We start from the raw sequence: 22,249 nt of genomic DNA on the forward strand, positions 1-22,249 counted from the left end.
GTGATTTGACAATGAAAGAGATTGACATTCGTTTGGCAACCAAGCAAGATTTACCAATTCTCAATCATTAATTCTATGAATCTCTCGGTTTTAAGCAGCATGGTTGGAGTTTTAGCTATCACATAGCTACCAAACAAAATGGTCAATGCTAAAGTAACTTCTAGATATTGATTGTTAGTTACTGTCTTCAAAAGATAGCAATATGCAGCGCGTGGCGATTATTGGTTCTTGTGGTGCTGGTAAATCTACTCTGGCGAAAGCTTTAGGCGGCAAGCTAAATTTGCCAGTGATTCACCTAGATGCTTATTATTGGCAACCTGGATGGCAAGAATCCAACCAAGATCGATGGTTAGAAACACATCAAAAATTAGTCAAAGGCGATCGCTGGATTATTGACGGTAACTACGGTGGCACGATGGATATTCGTTTAACAGCAGCAGATACTATTATTTGGCTGGATTTCAATCGTTATTTGTGTTTATGGCGTGTTATCAAACGATATTTAGAGTATCCTGGCAAAGTCCGACCTGATATGGCTGCTGAATGTCCCGAAAGATTAAACTGGGAATTTTTGCAATATGTCTGGAACTTTCCTACATTGCATCGTCACAGAATTATCGATAAATTAAGCAAATATCGAGCTAATAAACAAATTGTTGTTCTGCAAAATCCCCATCAAATATTAAGTTTACTTGACCAAGCAAATGATCGATAAAGCGTTGTGGGATTCTAAGTTTCTTTTCCATAACCGCTTAATTAAAAAGATAAAATATTTTAAATAAAATTTATTGCCGATATGTTTACAGCAATTTTTCCCTAGTTATTCTCGATTAAGTCTCTAGTTGTTCTCGGTTGATATTTAGATTGAAAATAATCTCAAAAAAATCAACCATAAAACAACATGAACACCCAAACAAGTGAAAATATAAACGATTTAATTCTCGGAACTGATGAAAATGACACCCTTGATGGTGGTGTAGGTGATGATACGATTATCGGCAACAAAGGGGACGATCTCAAAATTGGCGGAAAAGGAGACGATCGCTTTATTTGGAATGATGGCGACGCTAGTGACATCATGGAAGGTGGCGAGGGTTACGATGTCACTGAGTTCAATGGCTCCCTAGAGTCGGGAGACGAGTTACTGTTACAAGCCAATGGTGAAAGAGCATCCTTTGACCGACTGAATTTAGTTCCCATTAATCTCGATGTTGATGATGTCGAGCAGTTTGAGATTAACGGTCTTGGTGGAGACGATAGCTTAACCGTCAAAGACTTAACGGGTACTGACGTACAATCAGTCATCTTTAATGGCGGTGATGGTAATGATTACCTCGATGCTAGTGAAACTGCTGTTCCGATCACAGCTGATGGTGGTGCTGGTCATGATACTCTTATCGGTAGCCAGGTCAACGATCTGCTCAGAGGTGGCGATGACGACGACATCCTCGAAGGGGGTTATGGCGACGATACCCTCATTGGTGATAAAGGCAGCGATTTATTTAAAGGCGGGAAAGGAGATGATCGCTTAATTTGGAATGATGGTGACGGAAGCGACATCATGGAAGGTGGCGAGGGTTACGATGTCACTGAGTTCAATGGCTCCCTAGAGTCGGGAGACGAGTTACTGTTACAAGCTAATGGTGAAAGAGCATCCTTTGACCGACTAAATTTAGTTCCCATTAATCTCGATGTTGATGATGTCGAGCAGTTTGAGATTAACGGTCTTGGTGGAGACGATAGCTTAACCGTCAAAGACTTAACGGGTACTGACGTACAATCAGTCGTCTTTAATGGCGGTGATGGTAATGATTACCTCGATGCTAGTGAAACTGCTGTTCCGATCACAGCTGATGGTGGTGCTGGTCATGATACTCTTATCGGTAGCCAGGTCAACGATCTGCTCAGAGGTGGCGATGACGACGACATCCTCGAAGGGGGTTATGGCGACGATACCCTCATTGGTGATAAAGGCAGCGATTTATTTAAAGGCGGGAAAGGAGATGATCGCTTAATTTGGAATGATGGTGACGGAAGCGACATCATGGAAGGTGGTGAAGGTTACGATGTCACTGAGTTCAATGGCTCCCTGGAGTCGGGCGACGAGTTATTGTTACAAGCTAATGGTGAAAGAGCATCCTTTGACCGACTGAATTTAGTTCCCATTAATCTCGATGTTGATGATGTCGAGCAATTTGAAATTAATGGTCTTGGTGGAGACGATAGTTTAACCGTTAAAGACTTAACTGGTACTGACGTACAATCAGTCATCTTTAATGGCGGTGATGGCAATGATTACTTAGATGCAAGCCAAACCTTTACAGATATCATCGCTTCAGGTGGTGCTGGAAATGATAATTTAATTGCTGGTTACGGGAATGATTTATTGTCCGGTGAAGACGGTGACGATACTCTAACTGGAGGTGCTGGTGCCGACACTTTTGTTCTCGGTTTTGAAGGCATAGATGCTATTACAGACTTTAATTTCTCAGAAGGCGATATAATTCAATTCTCAAGTATTGAATTGGGAATATCTTCCCTCGAATCTCTAACCTACAACACTAATGACCATACATTCTATATGGGCGAAACTGGATTAGCGACATTGGAAAATGTAGAACCAGGATTGAATGCAATAGAATATAGTGAGCTAATCTAAGGTTAACGTTTAAGGAAACTAGAGATTTAACTTGATCGCAGGGGAAAGCAAAGACAATATAGCTTTCTCCTGCGAATTAATTATGTCAACTACCCTTTTTACTACGCTTTTCAGTTAAATAGACCACACAAACAAGTAAATTTCTATTCCCTGTTCCCTGTTCCCTGTTCCCTGTTCCCTGTTCCCTGAATAGATCAATGTGGTCTACCCAATCGAAAACTGCTGTAAGATACAAATTAATTATCGAAACTCGAACTGTGGGTTGGTTAACTAAGTTTCAATTAAGTCGTACAGATGAAACAACAGTATACTTGGCTCCATCAGAAGTCAATTGTGAACTGACAAAAGCAACCGATGTAATCGGCTCAACTAGTTGCAATATTGCTGGATCAATCTTTTCCTGCTGCCAACGGCGCGCTCGTGCCACAGTGATGTGAGGATGAAATGAGCGTTGGTCGACAGCTATTCCCAAGTCGCTGAAGCCTCGATTGAAAAATTGAAAAATATATCCTAGTTCTGACGATCGCTCGATTTCAGCAGCCAATACTCTGGGCTGGCGACGAGAAGGAAAAAGTATAAATTGTCTTATTTGTAGTGATGCCGAGGGCAGATTTCCTCTTGCTTTGAGAAAAGTTTTGGTCAAGTCACTTAACTGAGTTTCATCGACATTACCAATAAATTTTACGGTTAGATGTAATGCTTTCGGTGCTAAAAGCCGTACTTGAGTTTGAAGGCTTTGAGACAAGTTTGTTGCTTTTTTGTAGAGTTGTTCTTGAGTAGATGGGCTGGGAAAAATTCCCACAAAAAGGCGTAATAGTTTGCTCATATCATGTTGATTATTGCTTAAAAATTAATTATTCTGCAAAATACTCATTAGATGTTAAATTTGCTTAAGCCAACAAATGTACTAACAGAATGAAATCAAGGCTTCTGAATTTTCTGATAGCGATCGCTCTATGGACAGCTACGTCGCAATTAACTATTGCTGAGGAATGGTCAGAAATTAAATCTCGGGGAAAATTAAAAGTTGCCGTCAAAGACAATCTCCGACCCCTCGGTTTTAAAGATGAGCAGGAAAATTTAGTGGGCTTAGAAATCGATCTTGCCCGCAAGTTAGCTGAAGAATTATTAGGAGATGCTGAAGCTGTAAAGTTTTTACCCGTTACCAATACAGAAAGATTGCAAGTAGTTTTGGATGATAAAGTCGATCTAGCGATCTCCAGAGTATCTGTAACTACTCCTCGCGCCAGAATAGTCGATTTTAGTCCCTATTATTATTTAGATGGTACAAGCATAGTTACTAAAAATTCTGAAATTAAAAGTATTCGCGGTTTAACCCGCAGTAAGATAGCTGTACTGAAAAATTCCGTAACTATTGCTGTACTTCGCAACAAGCTACCTCAGGCGAAATTAGTCGGCGTAGACTCCTATCAGGAAGCATTACAACTTATCGAAACCAAACAAGTTGAAGCTTTTGCAGGCGATCGCACTATCCTGACTGGTTGGCAACAAGAATATCCAGCATATAAATTACTACCAGAGAGACTTTCAGGTGCAGCTTTAGCTATTGTGATGCCTAAAGGTTTACAGTATCAAGAACTGCGTTCCCAAGTTAATCAGGCGATCAATCGCTGGAGAGAATCTGGTTGGCTGGAGGAAAGAATTGAATATTGGGGACTGTGAAAAGGATGAGGGATGAAAACAAAGCTAGAGATGTTCTTTAGCGATCGCTGTATGTTCTGGATTAGTGTTGCCGATTCACAGTAGATTTGCGATCGTGGGGTTCAAGCAATTCAATCTGCTAGTTTCAATTTTTCTAATAGCCGCTATCTTCTTAATTTCCCTCGTTCAAATGGTTTTGACTATTTACTCTAAACTTTTGACTTTCATAATTCAGCTATAGCTGTTTACATCCTCTTGTAACCAAGCTTCTACAGGTTTGCCATCTTTACGGCGTAGCTCAATTTCTCGCATGATAATCAATCCCGATCCTGGTGGGGCAGGTTTTTCATGAAAAGAAATTTCGTAATCATCAGGATTTTCATTACGTTCTCTCAGCCAATCTTGTACCTTAATCGCACAGAAGAAGGACTGTCCTTGCTCAAACATACGGCTAATTTGCATTGAGAGGCTATGAATATTTATACGAGGCATGAGCTTATAATTTTTGGATTTGTAGACATATTTAGAATATTAGCAACTAGCCATTAGCCATTAGCCATTAGCAACTAGCCATTAGCTATTAGCCATTAGCCATTAGCCATTAGCAACTAGCCATTAGCTATTAGCCATTAGCCATTAGCCATCACCCTAATACCTAATTCTCGGATCGATATAAGCATTGATAATATCGATCGCGATACTGGCAATCACTACAATAATGCCAAAAAATACCATCACCCCCTGCACAGTAGGGTAATCTCTCAGGGAAATGGCTTCGTATAGTCTATTACCTAATCCTGGCCAAGAGAAGGTTACTTCGGTTAATACCGCACCGCCGAGTAGTGCAGCAAAGGTTAAACCCAATACTGTAATTACCGGAATTAAGGCATTTTTCATGGCGTGGGAAACTAAAATTGTTCTCTCAGGAATTCCTCTGGCTCTGGCTGCTTCGACATAATCAGCTTGAAGAGTTTGTTTGAGGTTAACCCTGACGATACGTTCAAAAATACCACTTAATAATAAACCAAGGGTAATACTGGGCAATGCAAGATAGTGTATCGTATTGAGCAACATTCCCAGATCCCCTGCTAACAAACTATCAATTAGATATAAACCCGTCACATGAGGTGGAGTAGGAGCACTAATCGGGAAACGAGTACCCAAGGGGAACCAGCCTAAATTCACGGCAAAAATCAACTGCAATACCATTCCCACCCAAAACAAAGGCAGAGAGTAGGTAACTATACCAAATAACCGTCCTCCAGCATCCAGAAATTTATTCGATGAAGAAGCAGAAATCATTCCTACCAGCACACCGACAATCACTGCCACGAGCATGCTGCAAAAGGATAGTTCAACAGTAGCGGGAAAATACTCTTTAATTACTGACCAAACCGATAAACCACGACTGGTGAGAGAGCTACCTAAATCAAAACTGAGTAGATCTCTAAGATAATCAAAATACTGCTGCCATAGAGGATTTGTTAAACCTAATTGCGATCGCAATGCTTCTTTAGCTGCTTCTGGAGCGCGAGTACCCAAAATAGCGTCAGCTGGGTCGCCAGGAGTTGCCCTCAAAAGTAAAAATACAATAGTGGCGATCGTCAGCAACATCAAAGGAGCAAGGAGCAAACGAACTAAAATATAAGATTGTAGAGCTTTAGAGCGAGACATATTGAGCCATAATTTATAACCTTATTAGTTATAACAGCCAACCTAGAGACTAGAAATATAACTTGATCTATGATTTATCGTAGTTATTCTGACCAATCCCTAACTCTTTTTTACTTCGTTTGAGTTCTTTCCACAAAGATTTAATTTTTTTGTATGCTTTATCTGGAGGCAATTTTCCACCAGTTTCTAAATTACAGATATAGCTAATCTTTTGGGCAAATTCTTGCAAATTAGAATTAAAGACTATATTTTCCGGTTTCACCTTCCCATGATAGGGATAACGCGGATAGATAAATTCGTCAGTTTTTTTATTATTTGTCATAACAATAACTATTTTTTCTAGACCAATTTGTAACAAAATTGTATTTATTCTGGTTCTAGGTTAACAATTTTTTACACTTAAATTATATTTGAGAGTGTTAGACACAAATGATCCTTGATAGCGGTACTATAAACAGGGTTTTATTTTAAATCTTAACAAGATATTGAGGTTTTATTAACCTTCCCTTAATCTAAATTTTCATCCCAATCTTCCTTGACCAACGGTCACAGCAGCGCGAAAAGCCGTTGTGGGGGTTCCCCCCATTAAGGCTATTGAGCAAGAAGGCTATGTCGTTCCACGGCAAAGTAATCTGTGACTATTGAACTTTCAATCAAGACTAATAAAAATTTAAAGATGATGCCACAGAGAGAAAAACTTTACGAAGGCAAAGCTAAAATTCTTTATTCCACAGAAAATCCAGATATCCTACTAACAGTTTACAAAGATGATGCCACAGCTTTTAATGCCCAAAAGCGGGGACAAATTCCAGGCAAAGGAGAAATAAACTGCCAGATTACCGCAGCTTTATTTGAGTGGTTAGCCTCAGAAGGAATACCTACTCATTATCTTGATTGCCCTCAACCCAATCAGATGAGAGTCAAGGCTGTTTCCATAGTGCCGTTAGAAGTCGTAGTCAGAAATATTGCAGCAGGAAGCCTTTGTCGCCAAACAGGATTACCAGAAGGCAAAGTATTATCTTCTCCGTTGGTAGATTATTACTATAAAAGTGATGAATTAGGAGATCCTTTGTTAACTCGTAAGCGAATATTTCTACTAAATATTATTACACCGGATAAACTCGAAGAAATCGAGAGTATGGCTCTCAAAATCAATGAAAAACTAAGCTACTTTTTTACTCAGTGTGATATCACCTTAGTAGATTTCAAGCTAGAATTTGGTATTGATAGCCAACAAAATATACTTCTAGCAGATGAAATTAGTCCTGATACTTGTCGTCTCTGGGATAATAAGCAAACTGATTCTACAGCGAGAATAATGGATAAAGACCGCTTTAGAAAGGATTTAGGACAAGTAGAATTTGCATATCAACAAGTTCAGCAGCGAGTTTTAACTCAATTAAACAAGTAACTATATTTGTTATTTTCCTTACTCAAAATTTAACTTAAATATTTCACTCTAATGAAGATAATTAATGAACAATCAAATCTATTAATGAAACGAATTGATTAGTTTAAGATTGGGAACATTAAGTGGAATTTATAGTCTATAGTTTTCAGCTGTTCAACTAAAATGTAATCACAATTGTATGGTAACTTTTTGATTAAATTAAAGCTTTAATTAGGTAAAATCAATCAAATGAGTTATGTAATAAGTAAAAAAGCATTAGCAAAAACAGGGATCAAAATGTTAACTTGTTGATTGCTCTATTTGGTGTGTAGAAGTGTTAATCGAATCAAAAAACGTGCGTCTATCTCCTACCTTAATCAAAATTTTGGCTACAACCCTGACTCTAGGACTATCAATGTCCGTTAGAGCAGAAAGTACCACTCCTAATTCTCAATCAAACAGAGTAAGGATTACTGATGGTGCAGCATTACTGAGAAATATTCAGCCTACCTACATCTCTCAAGATTCTGGGACTCAACCACAATTACCATCGCAACCTAATTCTGATCCGCAAGTGGATCCAAACATAAAATTACCTGAGTTTCAGCCACCTCCACCAGGACAAACACCCGAAAATACTGAACAACCTGAGCAACCTGAGCAAACTTCAAACGATCCCCGCGTGCTGGTAGCAGAGGTACTTGTAGAAGGAGCAAATGAAGAACTGAAGGATATTGTCTACGCCACGATTAGTACCGAACCAGGTAGAACTACGACTAGGACTCAGCTACAAGAAGATGTCAACGCTGTTTACGCTACAGGATTTTTTCAAAACGTAGAAGTAACTCCCGGAGATACACCTTTAGGAGTAAGGATTACCTTTGTGGTTGAAGCCAATCCTATTTTAAACGAGGTTGTCATCGAGACTGTACCAGAGGGAAAAGCCAGCCAAGTTTTACCAGCAAAAAAAGTCGATGAGTTTTTTGGTCAAAACTATGGTCAAATTCTCAATTTGAGAGAATTACAAGACGGTATTATCAAAATAAACGAATGGTATAGCAATAATGGATATGAACTAGCTCAAGTTGTTGGTTCCCCTGAAGTCAGCCCCGATGGAATAGTCACCTTGGTTGTAGCGGAAGGGGTAATTGAGGATATTAAAGTTAGATATTTTGATGAGGACGATGAACCTAAAGAAGGTAAAACCCGCGAATTTATCGTTACGCGAGAAGTAGAATTACAGCCAGGGGATGTTTTTAAACGAGATACAGCTCAAAGAGATTTACAACGTGTTTTTGGCTTAGGTATTTTTGAAGATGCTCGTTTTTCATTTAGCCCAGGAACCGATCCCAGTCAGGTAATAGTTAATATTGATGTCGTAGAGGGGAGTAGTGGCTCAATTGCTGCTGGAGCTGGCTTTAGTTCTGATAGTGGGTTGTTTGGTACGGTAAGTTATCGTCAACAAAACTTGGGCGGTAATAATCAAACTCTGGGGACAGAATTACAGATTGGAGATGATAGTTTTTTATTCGATGTTAGTTTTACAGATCCTTGGATTGCTACCAGCAAAAGTCGCACTTCTTATACCGTTAATGCTTTTCGTCGTCGTTCCATATCATTAGTGTTTAACGGGGATGACGATATACAAACGGCTGATGGTAGTGATTCTCCCCGAATTGTCCGCACAGGAGGCGGGATTAACTTTGCTCGTCCATTAACTAGCGATCCTTTTAAGCGTCGAGAATGGACACTATCTACAGGTTTTCAGTATCAACGGGTCGATGTAAAAAATAGTGATGGGGACATTTCTCCTATATCCAGAGTCGAGGATGGTAGTGAAAATTTGGCCTTTAGCGATGATGGTACAGATGATTTGTTTACCCTCCGTTTTGGAGCTACTCGCGATCGCCGTAATAATGCCTTACAACCTACTAAGGGTTCAGTATTGAGATTGAGTACAGAGCAAACTGTACCTATTGGTTCAGGTAGCATCTTGTTTAATCGTATCCGAGCCAACTACAGTCGATTTTTTCCCATTAATATTATTCGCTTTAATGATGGACCAGAAACGCTAGCTTTCAACATTCAAGGAGGGACAGTACTGGGAGACTTACCTCCCTACGAAGCTTTTATCTTAGGTGGTAGTAATTCTGTTCGTGGTTTTGGTGATGGTGAAGTCGGTAGCGGTAAGAGCTATTTCCAGGCTACTGCAGAATATCGGTTCCCAATTTTCAGAATTATTGGTGGCGCAGTCTTTTTTGACTACGGTACAACTCTAGGTACTCAGGGTGACGTACCTGGTGCGCCTGGAGATGTTAGGGACTTACCTGGTAGTGGTTATGGTTATGGTATTGGGGTTCGGGTACAGTCTCCATTAGGACCCATTAGGGTTGACTATGGAATTAATGATGATGATGGTAACGAGATTCAATTTGGTATTGGCGAGAAATTCTGATGTTGATTACTGATTACTGATTACTGATTACTGATTACTGATTACTGATTACTGATTACTGATTACTGATTACTGATTATCTCGATCTTGCGAAGACTGGATTGATTGCGTTTATTACAAATATGGGAAGTACGGTTAAGAGAGAATTTGAATTGTCGGGAGTGGGGTTGCACTTGGGTACAAATACCACCGTAAAGGTGATGCCTGCTAATCCTGGAGATGGTCGCTATTTTGTGCGTACAGACCTACCTGAAAAGCCGATTATTCCTGCCCAAGTTGGTGCGGTGGGACAAACTACTCTGTCTACAGAATTAGTGGCAGGAGAAGCCAAAGTACGTACCGTAGAACATCTTTTAGCTTCTTTGTCGGCTAATGGTATAGATGATGCCCACATTGAAATTAATGGAGAAGAAGTTCCCTTACTAGATGGTTCGGCTAAAAACTGGTGTGAGGCGATCGCCAAGGTGGGGATTATTAACCATTCGGCTGAATCCCCAGTTAACCATCCAACCTTCCTACTCCAAGAACCAATTTGGATTAGGGACCAAGACTCATTTGTTGCTGCTTTACCAGCGTCAGAAACTCGTTTTACCTATGGTATCGATTTTCCTTACGAGGTCATTGGCAATCAATGGCATAGTTGGAATCCTAGTCAGGATAATTTTGCTACCGAAATTGCTCCTGCCCGTACTTTTGGTTTTGCCGAACAAATCGAGCAGCTACAAAAAGCGGGGTTAATTCAAGGAGGGAGTTTGGAAAATGCCTTGGTTTGTAGTCATTCTGGTTGGGTCAATCCCCCTTTAAGATTTACGAATGAACCAGCCCGTCATAAACTATTAGATTTAGTAGGGGATATTAGTTTATTGGGACAAATACCGAGCGTTCACTTTATTGCTTATAAAGCGAGTCATAAGCTGCATATTCAGTTGGCAACTAAAATAGCTGAAATTATTTAATCTGAGATTTAATAAAATATTCCTAGCCTTCCCAACCTTAAATCAAGGTAAGTTTATTAATTAAATAAATATAGAAATACTATCAATCTCCCATGTCAACCGTTCAAGATTCTGTTTTAGCAACTCCAGATACTGACCTTAAAACAACTTTTAGTGTTCAAGAAATTCATCAACTATTACCTCATCGCGCCCCTTTTGCTCTAGTAGATCGCATTATTGATTATGTCCCTGGGGAGAAAGCTGTAGGAATTAAAAATGTTACCTTTAATGAGCCCTTTTTTCCCGGACATATTCCTGATTTTCCCTTAATGCCTGGAGTATTAATGGTCGAAGCAATGGCTCAGGTGGGAGGAATTGTCTTAGTTCAGCTACCAGACATGGCTGGTAAGTTTTTTGCCTTTGCCGGAATCGATAAAGTTCGTTTTCGTCGTCCTGTAGTTCCAGGCGATCGCTTGACGATGACAGTAGAACTTTTATCATTAAAACAAAATCGCATTGCCAAAATGCAGGGTAAAGGGGAAGTAGATGGCGAACTTGCGGTTAAAGGGGAAATGATGTTTTCCTTGATCGATAAGTGACCTTCTTAAATTATTCTCAATTTTGTCAAATTGTGAGACGAGCTATTGCCCTTGGGAGAATTGATCTTGAGCACCTTAATTCATCCGACTGCTGTTATAAATAATCACGCCCAACTGCATCCGACGGTAAGAGTTGAACCATACGCGGTAATCGGTAGTCAGGTTACTATTGGTGCGAATACAGTAGTAGGAAGCCATGCCATCATTGATGGACTAACGGAAATTGGTGCTGATAATCAAATTTTTCCTGGTGCGGCGATTGGTTTAGAACCTCAAGATTTAAAGTATAAAGGGGCAAATAGTCGAGTAATCATTGGCGATCGCAATCGTATCCGAGAGTATGTAACGATTAATCGTGCTACCGAAGAAGGGGAAGCCACTGTACTGGGTAACGATAATTTATTGATGGCCTATAGTCATGTGGGGCATAATTGTCTCATTGGCAATGAAGTGGTAATTGCTAATAGTGTAGCGATCGCTGGTCATGTTCATATAGAATCAATGGCAATTATTAGTGGTGTTTTAGGTATTCATCAGTTTGTCCATATCGGTCGTCTGGCAATGGTAGGCGGAATGAGCCGTATTAGCCGTGATGTGCCCCCTTATATGATGGTAGAGGGTAATCCTGCCCGAGTACGTTCACTTAACCTCACAGGGCTAAAAAGGCGGGGTTTTTCTCATGATGAAATTCGCGAACTTAAAAAAGCTTTTAGTTGTTTGTATTTAAAAAAGCTCTCCTTGAATGAGGCGATCGCTAAATTAGAGATGTTATCTGACAATCAATATATTCAGCATCTACGAAATTTCGTGCATCAATCAAGCTCTCCAGGTAGACGAGGGCTGATTTTCAGCAAGAATTGAAGTACCAAATTTTATCATTAGAAACTCTTAGCTTCTTGATAAAGTTGCTCATGGGGGTTTTATCCACGAGCAACTTTTGTATCAAAGGACTTGTCCGCAAGTACTGTCGTTCGCGAAGCGCCTCTGTAGGAGATACCCGAAGGGCTAACTCCTAACTCCGAATTCCGAATTCCGAACTAACGTTTTTTAAGGTTCTTTCAGGTTTTCAATACCATCAATCACCTTCGCCGAGATAATTTTGTCCCCTGCGGTTAATTCTTCGAGGACTTCTTTCCCTTTGACCAGATAACCAAAGACCGAATAACGTCCATCCATTAGGTTGTAACCAGGAGGGGTAATTTCTGTATCAAATTTAAAGAAGAAAAATTGCGAAGAACCACCATTAGGATCATCAGCAGGACGAGCCAAAGCGATCGCGCCATAAGCATTAAAAGGAATTGCTGGCTGGTCTAAATAGCGACCCAATTCCTCTAAGGTCTCACCATAAACAGGTAATTCATCCCCGGGAACAAGTACCTCTAAAGGAATAGCACGGTATTGATTAGTTTGAGGATCGATAAAACCAACTTCTTTTCCTGGGGGATCGCCTGCTTGGAGAATATAGAAATCTTCGGCACGATTGAAGTCTAAACCGTCATAAAATCCCCGTTTCACCAAATCGACAAAATTTCCACCATTGACTGGTGCACTATAACCATCAATGACAATTTCTAGATCGCCTTTATTAGTTTCCATGGCTACAGTAGCCCGACCCAAAAGCTGGGGTAAGTTGTTGTATTCCTCTGGAATTTCAAAAGGAAATCCAACTACCATCAATTGTTCTAAATCACCAACTAAGCCCAGTAATTCTTGCCTTTTAACATAAGTTGCTTCGCGATCTTTAGCTGCGACGATCTCTTTTAACTCTTCAGTACCAGCAGCTAGCTGTTCAATTAAAGATTCTGCTTGAGTTTTACGTTCATTAGGGACTGTTGCCAAGAGTTTCTCTCGACGAGAAGATAAAACAAAACTAGCATTTTTCAGATCGCGGTTAATATTCTGCCAACGCTTACCACGAAGTTGATTGGAAATATCTTCCAAATTTCCCTGAAGTTTTCTCACAAAATCGTTATCTATGGGTAAAGAATATCTAAGAATAGCTCGAGGATCGGTAACTGCATCTCCTTGGGCAAGAATTGCCGATGCTGGAGTTGGCCAACTAAACAAACCAGCAATAAAGATTACCAAAGTCAGGACAACATTCAACACTTGATTGGTTAACCAAGGCTGGAACCATTTAAAAAGAATTTTTTTTTCTGAGTTCATAAATTTAATCTTGATTGGAGCGCGGATAATTAGGGCGTGTCATCAATTAGAAAAAAAGTACTTTTTTCGCTATTTTAACGACCTACTGCGTCGAAAAATAACCTCCGTAGCTCTGCTATGCAGAACATTTTTCTTCTTGTATCTCGCTAAAATACCTTCAAAAGTATCTTTCCCCCAAATGATGGCACGCCCTGGACTAACCAAATCTACTAAGGTGTATGTTCTTAGTTATTGAACTCTCTTGTCAACATTTCTTTACTTGTTTGCTACCTAACTAACGGTCAGAGATTACTCTACGGTATGAGCGGGAAATAATCTCTGGCTCCCTTTCTCCATACTTTTGTCTGTATTCCTTCATCATGTACAATTAAATGTCGATCTCTAAGCAAGTATTTTTAGCTTCATGATTTCTAGTAATGACTTTCGCACAGGAGTTACTGTCGAGCTAGATGGCTCTGTCTGGCGGGTAGTAGAATTCCTCCACGTCAAACCAGGCAAGGGTTCGGCTTTTGTCAGAACTAAGCTCAAAAATGTGCAGTCGGGAAATACAGTCGAAAAAACTTTTCGCGCCGGTGAAACCGTTCCTCAGGCTAATTTAGAAAAACGTACGATGCAGCATACCTATAAAGATGGCGATGAATTTGTCTTTATGGATATGGAAACTTACGAAGAGACTCGTTTAAATAGCGAAAGCTTGGGCGATCGCATGAATTTTCTCAAAGAAGAAATGGAAGTTAATGTCATCTTTTGGAATGACAAAGTGCTAGAGATAGAATTACCAACCTCAGTAGTTTTAGAAATTACCGATACTGATCCTGGAGTAAAAGGAGATACGGCGACAGGAGGGACTAAACCCGCTACTGTAGAAACAGGAGCCCAGGTAATGGTACCTTTGTTTATCTCCATTGGCGAAAAAATTAAAGTTGATACTCGTGATGGTTCTTATTTGGGTCGAGAAAATTAACTACTTCTCTAAAGCCGAATGATGAGCTGCTTAATCTCTTAGATAGGTCCTACTACACAGCTATCTTCGAGAGTTTACAAAATTACTAGAATAACGGTTGTATAGTTTGTGTCTATAAATTTTCAAGAACTCCGCGACTTACTAGGAGCGATCTCTAAAACCGACATTTCGGAGTTGATTCTTAAGAATGATGACTTTGAATTAACTGTGCGTAAGGAAGCAAAATTAATTTCTGTTCCCCAAGTTACAGCTGTCTCCACCCCAGTAGTCGAAACAATCAACACTCCAGCTACCCCACCCCCCCCGGTAGCCACTGTGACTATGACAGAGGCTACTCCCGAAGCACCATCTGCTTCTGCAGTTGATGATAAAAAATGGGTGGATATTACCTCTCCTATGGTCGGAACCTTTTACTCTGCTCCCGCACCAGATGAAGATCCATTTGTGTCTGTAGGCGATCGCATTAATAAAGGCGATACCGTATGCATTATTGAAGCGATGAAATTAATGAATGAAATTGAAGGAGAAGTATCTGGGCAAATTATGGAAATTTCGGTCGAAAATGGTGAACCAGTAGAGTTTGGACAAGTATTGATGAGAGTTAATCCGGGCTAAAATTCATTTAAAATTTACCATTGAGCAAAATGTTAAATGTTAAGTTCTCATCGTTCAATGATTTTTGTTGCTAATGGAAGTTCTAACGATTGTCTTGTCAGGATTATTGTCTCTAGTATCTAGTGGTGGCATAATTCTTGATTCTGTCGCTGCTAATCGAATTCGCTCTCAGTTAATCAGCATCGAGGAACAAGATATTCGGGTAGATAATAGTCCTAGCTATGGAATTGCCCAAGGAAAACTGCAACAAGTCAGAATTGCCACCAGAGGAGTAACAATCAAACCCGATCTGAGAATAGCAGTTTTAGAATTGGAAACAGATCGGGTTCATTTTAATCGTGACAAATTAGACTTTAATAGTATAGATGGCTTGAGAGAATCTCTGGAGCAACCATTGCAGGGTGCCGCCAAATTAATTGTGACGGAGGACGATCTTAATCAAGCTTTAAAATCTCCTGAAGTGGTGGCTCAAATGCAACAGGTTCTTAACCGCCTCATAATTCGTAAAGCTGGTTCTACTAATATCTCCTATCAGTTGATTGCTCCCCAAGTAGAATTAAACTCAGCAAATCGCTTCGGAGTAAAATTTAACTTAAGCAGACCGAGCACGAATTCTGAAATAAATCGTAATGCTATTGCGCCATCTTCAACTGACAGTAGTCTGACCAGAGAGTTAGCTATTGATTTAGAATTTAAAATTTTAGTCTTAAAAGGGAAGACAATTCGGATTGCAGAACCGCAAGGTACAGTTAATGGTCGCCCAATGTCATCTAGATTACTAACAGGCTTTGCTGAAGGCATTAGCGATCGCCTTAATTTGAGTTTCTTAGAAAGCAACGGAATTTTAGCCCGTATCTTACAATTAGAAATTGATGAAGATAAATTAAAGTTAGTTGGTTTTGCGAAAGTGGAAACAAAAACGACTCAATTGTCTTCAAATAGATAAAAGTAATTCCCTAATCTGACGAGGGATTTGTATAACATAACCCTTTTATCTTTTGACCAATTTCTCTTAAGCAGGAGCATCAACCATGCAGGATCGTAACAAAAACCGTTTTTCTCTTCCTGTGGTGGCAGCAATTACAGGAATTATTTTAGCGGCGGGAGGAGGTGCTGCTTGGTGGGCAAAGACCGCCCTGGAACGAGAAGCTCAAGTTTCTCCGCCAATCCCTTCTCCAATAGTTAAAGAGGAAGTTCCAGCTGTACCAGAACCAATTACACAAGAAAAAGTTGTTGAAGTTTGTTGGTTGAATCCAACCGATCAAAGTATTCAATTAGTTTCTAACACGATGACTTTTCAAAAGTCAGTTAAATCTGAGCGAGTCTTAGAAACTGCTTTGGAAACTTTATTTTCTAGTCCACCTCAAGGTTCGACCTATACTACGGCTATTCCTGAAGGGACCAAATTACTCAATTTAACTATGGACAAAGAGGGGATTCATCTCAATCTATCTCAAGAGTTTGTCTCTGGTGGCGGGAGTGCCTCAATGAGTAGTAGGTTGGCACAGGTTATTTATACTGCTACTAGTTCCAACCCTGGGGAACGTGTTTGGCTCAATGTGGAAGGAAAACCGCTCAACAATTTAGGGCAAGAAGGAATTATGGTTAACCAACCGATGACCAGACAAGATTTTAAAGATAACTTTACTTTATAAATATAGACTGAGCTTTTTCTTATTTATTAACTATTCATTATTCATTTTCTTAACGATACGGTCAAAATACCAGTTTAACAAAGGAGCAAGCAAGCTATGAAAGCGATTTAAAATTGTGAGTTCTGTACCAGGAGTAACCACAAATCGCCCGAGGGCAACTCCCTGAATAATTTGCTGCGCAACTGCTTCGGCTGTCCAGGTTTTGGCAGTTGCCGTAATTGTTTTGGTTTCGATAGGCTTAATTTTATTTTCTGCTGCTAGTTGAGGAGTATCGGTATCAGGTGGATACACAACTGTTAACCCAATTCCCTTGGGCTTAAGTTCCCCTCGCAAAGATTCTGCTAACCCTCTAAGGGCAAATTTAGAAGGGCAATAGGCGGTATAACCATAAATGCCGATTAAAGCTGCGCCAGAAGAAATTATGACTATATTCCCTTGCTCTCGCTGTTCCATGGCTGGTAGCGCAGCTCTAATGCTGTATAGAGTACCAAAATAGTTCACTGTCATGGTGTCCTCGAAAACTTTTAAGGACAGTTCAGCAAAATAACCAGGGTAAGCTATTCCTGCGGAGGTAATTAGTAGTTCTGGTGAGCCTAATTGGGCGATCGCTGTTTGAATTGCTGTTTGGATTGCTGGTTGTTGGGCTACATCGGCTGTGAAAATTAAGATCTTTTGCTCTAAATTTACAGTTGCTGCTACTATTTCTTGCTGGGCAATTTCCAATTTAGGGCGATCGCGAGCAATCAGGGAAATATTTGCTCCTTGTTGGGCTAATAACTTGGCAGTGGCTTTACCAATCCCACTAGATCCCCCCGTTATGATTGCATGCTGATTTAAATATTTCATTATTTCAATAGTTGCTGAGTAAAAAATAGAAAGGGTTTAGCAATGCTAAACCCTTTTTTGTTAAATGAATTCTTAGATTATCGTTAACCAATAATATTTACTTACTGCTAACAACTTCGATTTCCGGAGCAGTTAAAGGCATCATCGAATAGAGATTAGATGGGGCTTTTGCTTGCTGTAATAGCCTGGGGACAGAATTACGCAATCTAGCAGTTAGTTGACTAGTACTAGAGTCATAAATCTGGGTAACTAGTTTGGGATATAAACCAATACCGATAATCGGAATCAAGAGACAAGCAATGATGAATACTTCTCTGGGTTCAGCATCTATCAGATTAGTGTGGTCAACCAGTTCTTTATTTTCAGGACCATAGAGTATTTCCCGTAACATCGATAGTAAATAGATGGGAGTTAAAATGACCCCAACCGCAGCCAGGAAGAGGATAATTACTTTAAAAGTAGAACTATAGGCATCACTGGTCGCGAAACCCACGAAAACCATTAATTCAGCTACAAAACCACTCATTCCTGGTAATGCCATCGAAGCAAAAGAACAAGTAGTCCACATGGCAAAGATTTTTTTCATCTTGCCACCAATACCACCCATCTCATCTAGCATCAGGGTGTGGGTACGGTCATAGGTAGCCCCCACCATAAAGAAGAGGCTGGCACCAATCAGACCATGAGAAATCATCTGTAGCATGGCGCCACTTGTACCTAAATCGGTAAAGGAGGCAATCCCAATCAAGACAAAGCCCATGTGGGAAATCGAAGAATAGGCAATTTTGCGCTTGAGATTGCGTTGAGCAAAAGAAGTTAATGCTGCGTAAATAATATTAACTACTCCCAAAATAACTAACATCGGAGCAAAGAAGGCATGGGCATCAGGCAGCATTCCTGCATTCATTCGTAAGAGGGCATATCCTCCCATTTTCAAAAGAATACCCGCTAGTAACATATGGGCAGGAGCTGTTGCCTCTCCATGAGCATCCGGTAGCCAGGTATGCAGGGGAAATATTGGTAGCTTGACACCATAGGCAATTAAAAAACCAGCATATAAAAATAATTGCAGGTTAAAGGCATAATCTTTGGCAGCGATCGCACTCATTTCAAAGGTTACGGTATCGCCATAAAATGCCATAGTCAAGGCAGCAACTAAAATAAATAGGGAACCTCCTGCGGTATAGAGGATAAACTTGGTCGCCGCATAAAGACGTTTTTTTCCGCCCCAAATGGACAAGATGAGATATACCGGAACTAGCTCTAATTCCCAAACCAAGAAAAACAGCAGCATATCCTGTACGGCGAAGACGGCAATTTGTCCGCCATACATTGCCAACATCAAAAAATAAAATAGCTTGGGCTTATAAGTTACAGGCCAAGCCGCCATAATTGCTAAGGTGGTAATAAAACCGGTCAGCAAAATCAACGGCATTGATAGCCCATCAGCTCCAACCGACCAATTGAGGTCTAATTCAGGTATCCAGGAATAGCTTTCGACTAACTGTAAATCAGCGTTACTAAAGTCATAGTCTTGGTAAAAACCATAGACCATAACTGCGAAATCAATTAAGCCAATGATTAGGGCATACCAACGCACTGTTTTGCCTTCTTTGTCCGGGATTATCGGCACAAATAAAGCAGCGACGATGGGCAATAGAATGCATGTAGTTAACCAGGGAAAGTGTGTCATATATTCCTAGAGCGAAAATCTTATTAGATAGTTTTACTTATAAATCTCCTTTCTTGTTATATATGTTCCAAGGAATTTAGTGAAACTCCAGGCATTCTTAACAAATTGTTTATCAAATAGCTATTTGCCTTTGGCTTTTGGCTTTTAGCTTTTTTAGGGATTGTTATTTCTGTTTCTCTTAAGCAGACTAACTTATTGCCAAGTAATCACCACGAATTAGGCGAATCTGTGCCAGAGTAAAAACTATCGGAATAACTCGACTGTAGTTTGTGGCGATCGCCTTCCAGCCTAGATCGGCCACAAAATAGCCCCAGACTATTGGTCCCAAGAGACTAAATACACCTCTAGTTGCCCCATAGCGGGCAGCATTAATTGCCATTCCTCTCTTGGCTGCTTGTAGTGCCAATTGATTTCCTAAACCAGCTACAGCCGTTGTTCCACTTTTAATCAAAGCTGTTTTAGCTGCCTGATAAGTAGCCAAGTGAATCGCAAACTGTTTGGCGATGTGCCTGAGTAACCAGGACTTCAAAATAGTACTTACAACTACAATTCCACTACCTTTTAAGAGTATTTTTAGAGAACTATGTTGCAACCGCACAGGCAGAGGTTCAGGAGGATGTGCCTTGGCTAAAGAAGCATTAATTTGAGTTTGGAGCCAGTTTTGCTCTTGAGTAGGCAGTTGATTCCAGGCCTTACTCACTAAGTGCAAAAAAATCTCGGCTTCAATATCGGTAGTATTCATGTTCCCGGAATAGGGAATCTTCAAATAGTGACAAACCTTGATTAAGATCTCTCGATAGGATATTTCCTGAGTTCGACCCTTCAATACGGTGATGCCATCTGCTGCTAAATAACGAAACCTTTGGTCTACAGCATCAATCCACACATTCCAATCTTGACTTTGAATGGCAAGTGGCTCGGGGGTTTGCCAATAATCTAGAGGATTAAAGCGACGACGAAAAAGAATTTGAGTAATCTGTTGCAATTCTTCTTCTGTGGCTAAAGTTAACCCTGCCTTGAGTTCATCCAATGTCGTCTCCTCCACAACATCGTTTATCGTGAGACTATTTTATCCGAATTATTCTACTGTGGATTATAACGGAGAGTTAATAGAAATCAAGAACTTTATGAATCTTGAACTAATTAAATTAATTTTAATCCTAAAGTTATTCCCGAAGCGATCGCCATCAATAGAGTAGCAAACCTTAACTGGAAACTTTTTGTTCTCCAAGCAGGGATTTGTAACCAACAATAAGAGACAGTAATTATCTCAGCTACGATGATCCCCGAAGTGACACCTACAGCTTCCCCCATGCCCCAGAGTAAACCACTGGCAGATACTAACAACACTGGGATCAATATTGTCAGAGCAAAACCCTCTAATTTTTCCTGTTGGTCTGCTTGGACAATTTGTACTGCCCCTAATTGAGTAATGGTAATCACCATCGCTGCGATAATAGCGATCGCCATGTTGATAAATGTATGCTCAATGCGGCTATCAGCAAACAAAATGGCTTTCACGGCTATAGTGCTTAAACCAGAAATCGACAAGATGCCGAACATAATCTTTGGTTTAATTAGCATTGTCAATTGAGGAACATTAGTCTGAGTCATCTTGCCCTGCAATTCTGGAACAACAGTAATTGAGAGTAAAGCATTTTTAGCCGTCAAAGCGTCTGGGAAACGTTTGCTAGCCTTAGAATAGGTCATCTTGCTTAACCAATGCCTAAATTGTCGATCTAACTTCGGCAACAAAGACTTTAAATCAAGTTGATAAGGATCGTCTTTTGAGGCTAAATTACGAATTTCCGTAATATCTTTATTGGTCAATAAGCAGACAATAGTAATCCCTAAACTATAAATATCTGAAGCGAGAGTAGGTTTAATTATCTGTTCTGGAGCCATAAAGCCTGGAGTTCCCTGAAAGACACTACTACCGCTAACCTCTCGGCTACCAAGACTAGCGAAACCAAAATCAACTAAATATACATTGAGCTGTTGATCGAGCAGAATATTTTCTGGTTTGAGATCCCGATGCAATATGGGAGGGTTTTGCTGTTGTAAATAGATTAAAATGTCGAGCAATTCTAAAGCAATTTGTTTAATCTCAAGTAAAGTAAGCTGACGGAAGTTTTTTAAATTGGAAGCGGGTTTATATTCTTGGATTAAACAAAAACCATCTTCTGTTTCTATACTCTCTAAATATCTCGGAATACGAGGATGGTTTAGCTTTTCTAATACTTGAATTTCTTGTTCGTAAGCTTTATATCCTGACCAGCTTGAGTCAGTGGTGGCAAAACAAAACTGCTTCACAATAACTGTTTGTTGATTAGTTAAATTAATTCCTTGCCAAGTTATTCTTCCTCCCTCCCGATTACGTCCCAATTCGGTATTGATTTCATATCCATGATTAGTTAAATTGGGAGATTTATACATTTCTCGCTTTTGTTTTTAATAGCTAAGTAGATGGGTGTAATTAAATATATAAAATGCCTACAGTAAGGGAATAGGGAATAGGGAATAGCTTAATAGTATGGTTTTATAAATTATTCTGCCTATCTACTTATGGGAATATTTAATCAGTTTGTAAGTTTTACTCACAATCTTTAATTTCATAATTCTTGATCGTTTTTTAAAGTTTTAACCTAACTTTAGATTGATTAAGTTAGCAGTGCATAACATAGAATCTGATTAATTATCTAGGTTCTAAAAGTACATATAGCAAATAACCTAATATTCATGATCAACCAAAATTCATCGTAAATATACACTTTTGACAAACTTTACGACAACCAATCAAATTCTTCAAGTGATACTTATGATATATTCTTGATGTGATGTTAAATAGACAATAGCATCAGTAAATTAAGATGACCAAAATTAGTTCTAATTATAATTAAGCGCTGTTAAGGCATATTGCATTTTGCTCCTAATTA

The 22,249-nt window shown here is 39.7% G+C and carries 21 protein-coding genes; 12 read left to right on the forward strand and 9 right to left on the reverse strand.

Annotated features, from left to right (window positions below; all coding sequences use genetic code 11):
- Positions 1–202 precede the first annotated feature (202 nt).
- Both PLEUR7319_RS0123825 and PLEUR7319_RS0123830 read left to right on the forward strand, forming a co-directional pair.
- Positions 203–715, forward strand: a complete 513-nt coding sequence (locus PLEUR7319_RS0123825) for a DNA topology modulation protein (RefSeq protein ID WP_019507741.1) — start codon at positions 203–205, stop codon at positions 713–715.
- Positions 716–901: 186 nt separating this feature from the next.
- Complete coding sequence (locus PLEUR7319_RS0123830) at positions 902–2,659, forward strand: calcium-binding protein (RefSeq protein ID WP_019507742.1); 1,758 nt, start codon at positions 902–904, stop codon at positions 2,657–2,659.
- Between the two features lie 277 nt (positions 2,660–2,936).
- Here PLEUR7319_RS0123830 and thpR read toward each other — a convergent pair whose 3' ends face one another.
- A complete protein-coding gene (gene thpR / locus PLEUR7319_RS38475; protein ID WP_019507743.1) occupies positions 2,937–3,485 on the reverse strand; it encodes an RNA 2',3'-cyclic phosphodiesterase in 549 nt (182 codons plus the stop codon).
- A gap of 89 nt (positions 3,486–3,574) precedes the next feature.
- Here thpR and PLEUR7319_RS0123840 point away from each other — a divergent pair, with 89 nt between their 5' ends.
- Complete coding sequence (locus PLEUR7319_RS0123840) at positions 3,575–4,342, forward strand: transporter substrate-binding domain-containing protein (protein ID WP_019507744.1); 768 nt, start codon at positions 3,575–3,577, stop codon at positions 4,340–4,342.
- A gap of 210 nt (positions 4,343–4,552) precedes the next feature.
- On the opposite strand, the gene PLEUR7319_RS0123845 is transcribed toward PLEUR7319_RS0123840, so the two are convergent.
- The 3 genes from PLEUR7319_RS0123845 to PLEUR7319_RS0123855 all read right to left on the reverse strand — a co-directional run bounded on the left by PLEUR7319_RS0123845 (position 4,553) and on the right by PLEUR7319_RS0123855 (position 6,317).
- Positions 4,553–4,813, reverse strand: a complete 261-nt coding sequence (locus PLEUR7319_RS0123845; RefSeq protein ID WP_026102740.1) for a hypothetical protein — start codon at positions 4,811–4,813, stop codon at positions 4,553–4,555.
- 156 nt (positions 4,814–4,969) lie between these two features.
- Positions 4,970–5,995, reverse strand: a complete 1,026-nt coding sequence (locus PLEUR7319_RS0123850) for an ABC transporter permease (protein ID WP_019507746.1) — start codon at positions 5,993–5,995, stop codon at positions 4,970–4,972.
- 67 nt (positions 5,996–6,062) lie between these two features.
- On the reverse strand, positions 6,063–6,317 hold the full coding sequence (locus PLEUR7319_RS0123855; RefSeq protein WP_026102741.1) for a hypothetical protein: 255 nt from the start codon (positions 6,315–6,317) through the stop codon (positions 6,063–6,065).
- 357 nt (positions 6,318–6,674) lie between these two features.
- Between PLEUR7319_RS0123855 and purC the strand changes: the two genes are divergently transcribed.
- The 5 genes from purC to lpxA all read left to right on the forward strand — a co-directional run bounded on the left by purC (position 6,675) and on the right by lpxA (position 12,235).
- Positions 6,675–7,406, forward strand: coding sequence for a phosphoribosylaminoimidazolesuccinocarboxamide synthase (gene purC, locus PLEUR7319_RS0123860; RefSeq protein WP_026102742.1), 732 nt, complete (start codon positions 6,675–6,677; stop codon positions 7,404–7,406).
- 394 nt (positions 7,407–7,800) lie between these two features.
- A complete protein-coding gene (locus PLEUR7319_RS0123865) occupies positions 7,801–9,840 on the forward strand; it encodes a BamA/TamA family outer membrane protein (protein WP_083892592.1) in 2,040 nt (679 codons plus the stop codon).
- A gap of 122 nt (positions 9,841–9,962) precedes the next feature.
- Entirely contained in the window at positions 9,963–10,796 is an 834-nt protein-coding gene (lpxC, locus tag PLEUR7319_RS0123870; RefSeq protein WP_019507750.1) for a UDP-3-O-acyl-N-acetylglucosamine deacetylase, read from the forward strand.
- 92 nt (positions 10,797–10,888) lie between these two features.
- A complete protein-coding gene (gene fabZ, locus PLEUR7319_RS0123875; protein WP_019507751.1) occupies positions 10,889–11,374 on the forward strand; it encodes a 3-hydroxyacyl-ACP dehydratase FabZ in 486 nt (161 codons plus the stop codon).
- Positions 11,375–11,440: 66 nt separating this feature from the next.
- On the forward strand, positions 11,441–12,235 hold the full coding sequence (lpxA, locus tag PLEUR7319_RS0123880; protein WP_026102743.1) for an acyl-ACP--UDP-N-acetylglucosamine O-acyltransferase: 795 nt from the start codon (positions 11,441–11,443) through the stop codon (positions 12,233–12,235).
- Positions 12,236–12,421: 186 nt separating this feature from the next.
- On the opposite strand, the gene PLEUR7319_RS0123885 is transcribed toward lpxA, so the two are convergent.
- On the reverse strand, positions 12,422–13,540 hold the full coding sequence (locus tag PLEUR7319_RS0123885; protein WP_019507753.1) for a peptidylprolyl isomerase: 1,119 nt from the start codon (positions 13,538–13,540) through the stop codon (positions 12,422–12,424).
- Between the two features lie 403 nt (positions 13,541–13,943).
- On the opposite strand from PLEUR7319_RS0123885, the gene efp reads away from it, so the two are divergent.
- The 4 genes from efp (at position 13,944) to PLEUR7319_RS0123905 (ending at position 16,774) form a co-directional block, all read left to right on the forward strand.
- Positions 13,944–14,504 (forward strand): elongation factor P, encoded by a 561-nt coding sequence (efp, locus tag PLEUR7319_RS0123890; protein ID WP_019507754.1) that lies wholly within the window; start codon positions 13,944–13,946, stop codon positions 14,502–14,504.
- A 108-nt stretch (positions 14,505–14,612) separates the two neighbouring features.
- A complete protein-coding gene (gene accB / locus PLEUR7319_RS0123895; protein ID WP_019507755.1) occupies positions 14,613–15,119 on the forward strand; it encodes an acetyl-CoA carboxylase biotin carboxyl carrier protein in 507 nt (168 codons plus the stop codon).
- 73 nt (positions 15,120–15,192) lie between these two features.
- Entirely contained in the window at positions 15,193–16,065 is an 873-nt protein-coding gene (locus tag PLEUR7319_RS0123900; protein WP_019507756.1) for a DUF2993 domain-containing protein, read from the forward strand.
- A gap of 85 nt (positions 16,066–16,150) precedes the next feature.
- Positions 16,151–16,774, forward strand: a complete 624-nt coding sequence (locus PLEUR7319_RS0123905; protein ID WP_019507757.1) for a GerMN domain-containing protein — start codon at positions 16,151–16,153, stop codon at positions 16,772–16,774.
- Between the two features lie 30 nt (positions 16,775–16,804).
- Here PLEUR7319_RS0123905 and PLEUR7319_RS0123910 read toward each other — a convergent pair whose 3' ends face one another.
- From PLEUR7319_RS0123910 to PLEUR7319_RS38480, 4 genes are all read right to left on the reverse strand, one after another.
- Entirely contained in the window at positions 16,805–17,620 is an 816-nt protein-coding gene (locus tag PLEUR7319_RS0123910) for an SDR family oxidoreductase (protein ID WP_019507758.1), read from the reverse strand.
- A 97-nt stretch (positions 17,621–17,717) separates the two neighbouring features.
- On the reverse strand, positions 17,718–19,313 hold the full coding sequence (locus tag PLEUR7319_RS0123915; RefSeq protein WP_019507759.1) for an NAD(P)H-quinone oxidoreductase subunit 4: 1,596 nt from the start codon (positions 19,311–19,313) through the stop codon (positions 17,718–17,720).
- 187 nt (positions 19,314–19,500) lie between these two features.
- Entirely contained in the window at positions 19,501–20,343 is an 843-nt protein-coding gene (locus PLEUR7319_RS0123920) for a YaaW family protein (RefSeq protein WP_019507760.1), read from the reverse strand.
- Positions 20,344–20,456: 113 nt separating this feature from the next.
- Complete coding sequence (locus PLEUR7319_RS38480) at positions 20,457–21,749, reverse strand: serine/threonine-protein kinase (RefSeq protein WP_019507761.1); 1,293 nt, start codon at positions 21,747–21,749, stop codon at positions 20,457–20,459.
- Between the last annotated feature and the right edge of the window lie 500 nt (positions 21,750–22,249).

It is taken from the genome of Pleurocapsa sp. PCC 7319 (assembly GCF_000332195.1).
Lineage (GTDB): Bacteria > Cyanobacteriota > Cyanobacteriia > Cyanobacteriales > Xenococcaceae > Waterburya.

What these genes read in the sequence shown, in the direction of transcription:
- PLEUR7319_RS0123825 (WP_019507741.1), top strand. Translation starts at nt 203, where the DNA reads ATGCAGCGCGTGGCGATTATTGGTTCTTGTGGTGCTGGTAAATCTACT.
- PLEUR7319_RS0123830 (WP_019507742.1), top strand. Translation starts at nt 902, where the DNA reads ATGAACACCCAAACAAGTGAAAATATAAACGATTTAATTCTCGGAACT.
- thpR (WP_019507743.1), bottom strand. Translation starts at nt 3,485, where the DNA reads ATGAGCAAACTATTACGCCTTTTTGTGGGAATTTTTCCCAGCCCATCT.
- PLEUR7319_RS0123840 (WP_019507744.1), top strand. Translation starts at nt 3,575, where the DNA reads ATGAAATCAAGGCTTCTGAATTTTCTGATAGCGATCGCTCTATGGACA.
- PLEUR7319_RS0123845 (WP_026102740.1), bottom strand. Translation starts at nt 4,813, where the DNA reads ATGCCTCGTATAAATATTCATAGCCTCTCAATGCAAATTAGCCGTATG.
- PLEUR7319_RS0123850 (WP_019507746.1), bottom strand. Translation starts at nt 5,995, where the DNA reads ATGTCTCGCTCTAAAGCTCTACAATCTTATATTTTAGTTCGTTTGCTC.
- PLEUR7319_RS0123855 (WP_026102741.1), bottom strand. Translation starts at nt 6,317, where the DNA reads ATGACAAATAATAAAAAAACTGACGAATTTATCTATCCGCGTTATCCC.
- purC (WP_026102742.1), top strand. Translation starts at nt 6,675, where the DNA reads ATGCCACAGAGAGAAAAACTTTACGAAGGCAAAGCTAAAATTCTTTAT.
- PLEUR7319_RS0123865 (WP_083892592.1), top strand. Translation starts at nt 7,801, where the DNA reads ATGTCCGTTAGAGCAGAAAGTACCACTCCTAATTCTCAATCAAACAGA.
- lpxC (WP_019507750.1), top strand. Translation starts at nt 9,963, where the DNA reads ATGGGAAGTACGGTTAAGAGAGAATTTGAATTGTCGGGAGTGGGGTTG.
- fabZ (WP_019507751.1), top strand. Translation starts at nt 10,889, where the DNA reads ATGTCAACCGTTCAAGATTCTGTTTTAGCAACTCCAGATACTGACCTT.
- PLEUR7319_RS0123885 (WP_019507753.1), bottom strand. Translation starts at nt 13,540, where the DNA reads ATGAACTCAGAAAAAAAAATTCTTTTTAAATGGTTCCAGCCTTGGTTA.
- efp (WP_019507754.1), top strand. Translation starts at nt 13,944, where the DNA reads ATGATTTCTAGTAATGACTTTCGCACAGGAGTTACTGTCGAGCTAGAT.
- PLEUR7319_RS0123900 (WP_019507756.1), top strand. Translation starts at nt 15,193, where the DNA reads ATGGAAGTTCTAACGATTGTCTTGTCAGGATTATTGTCTCTAGTATCT.
- PLEUR7319_RS0123905 (WP_019507757.1), top strand. Translation starts at nt 16,151, where the DNA reads ATGCAGGATCGTAACAAAAACCGTTTTTCTCTTCCTGTGGTGGCAGCA.
- PLEUR7319_RS0123910 (WP_019507758.1), bottom strand. Translation starts at nt 17,620, where the DNA reads ATGAAATATTTAAATCAGCATGCAATCATAACGGGGGGATCTAGTGGG.
- PLEUR7319_RS0123915 (WP_019507759.1), bottom strand. Translation starts at nt 19,313, where the DNA reads ATGACACACTTTCCCTGGTTAACTACATGCATTCTATTGCCCATCGTC.
- PLEUR7319_RS38480 (WP_019507761.1), bottom strand. Translation starts at nt 21,749, where the DNA reads ATGTATAAATCTCCCAATTTAACTAATCATGGATATGAAATCAATACC.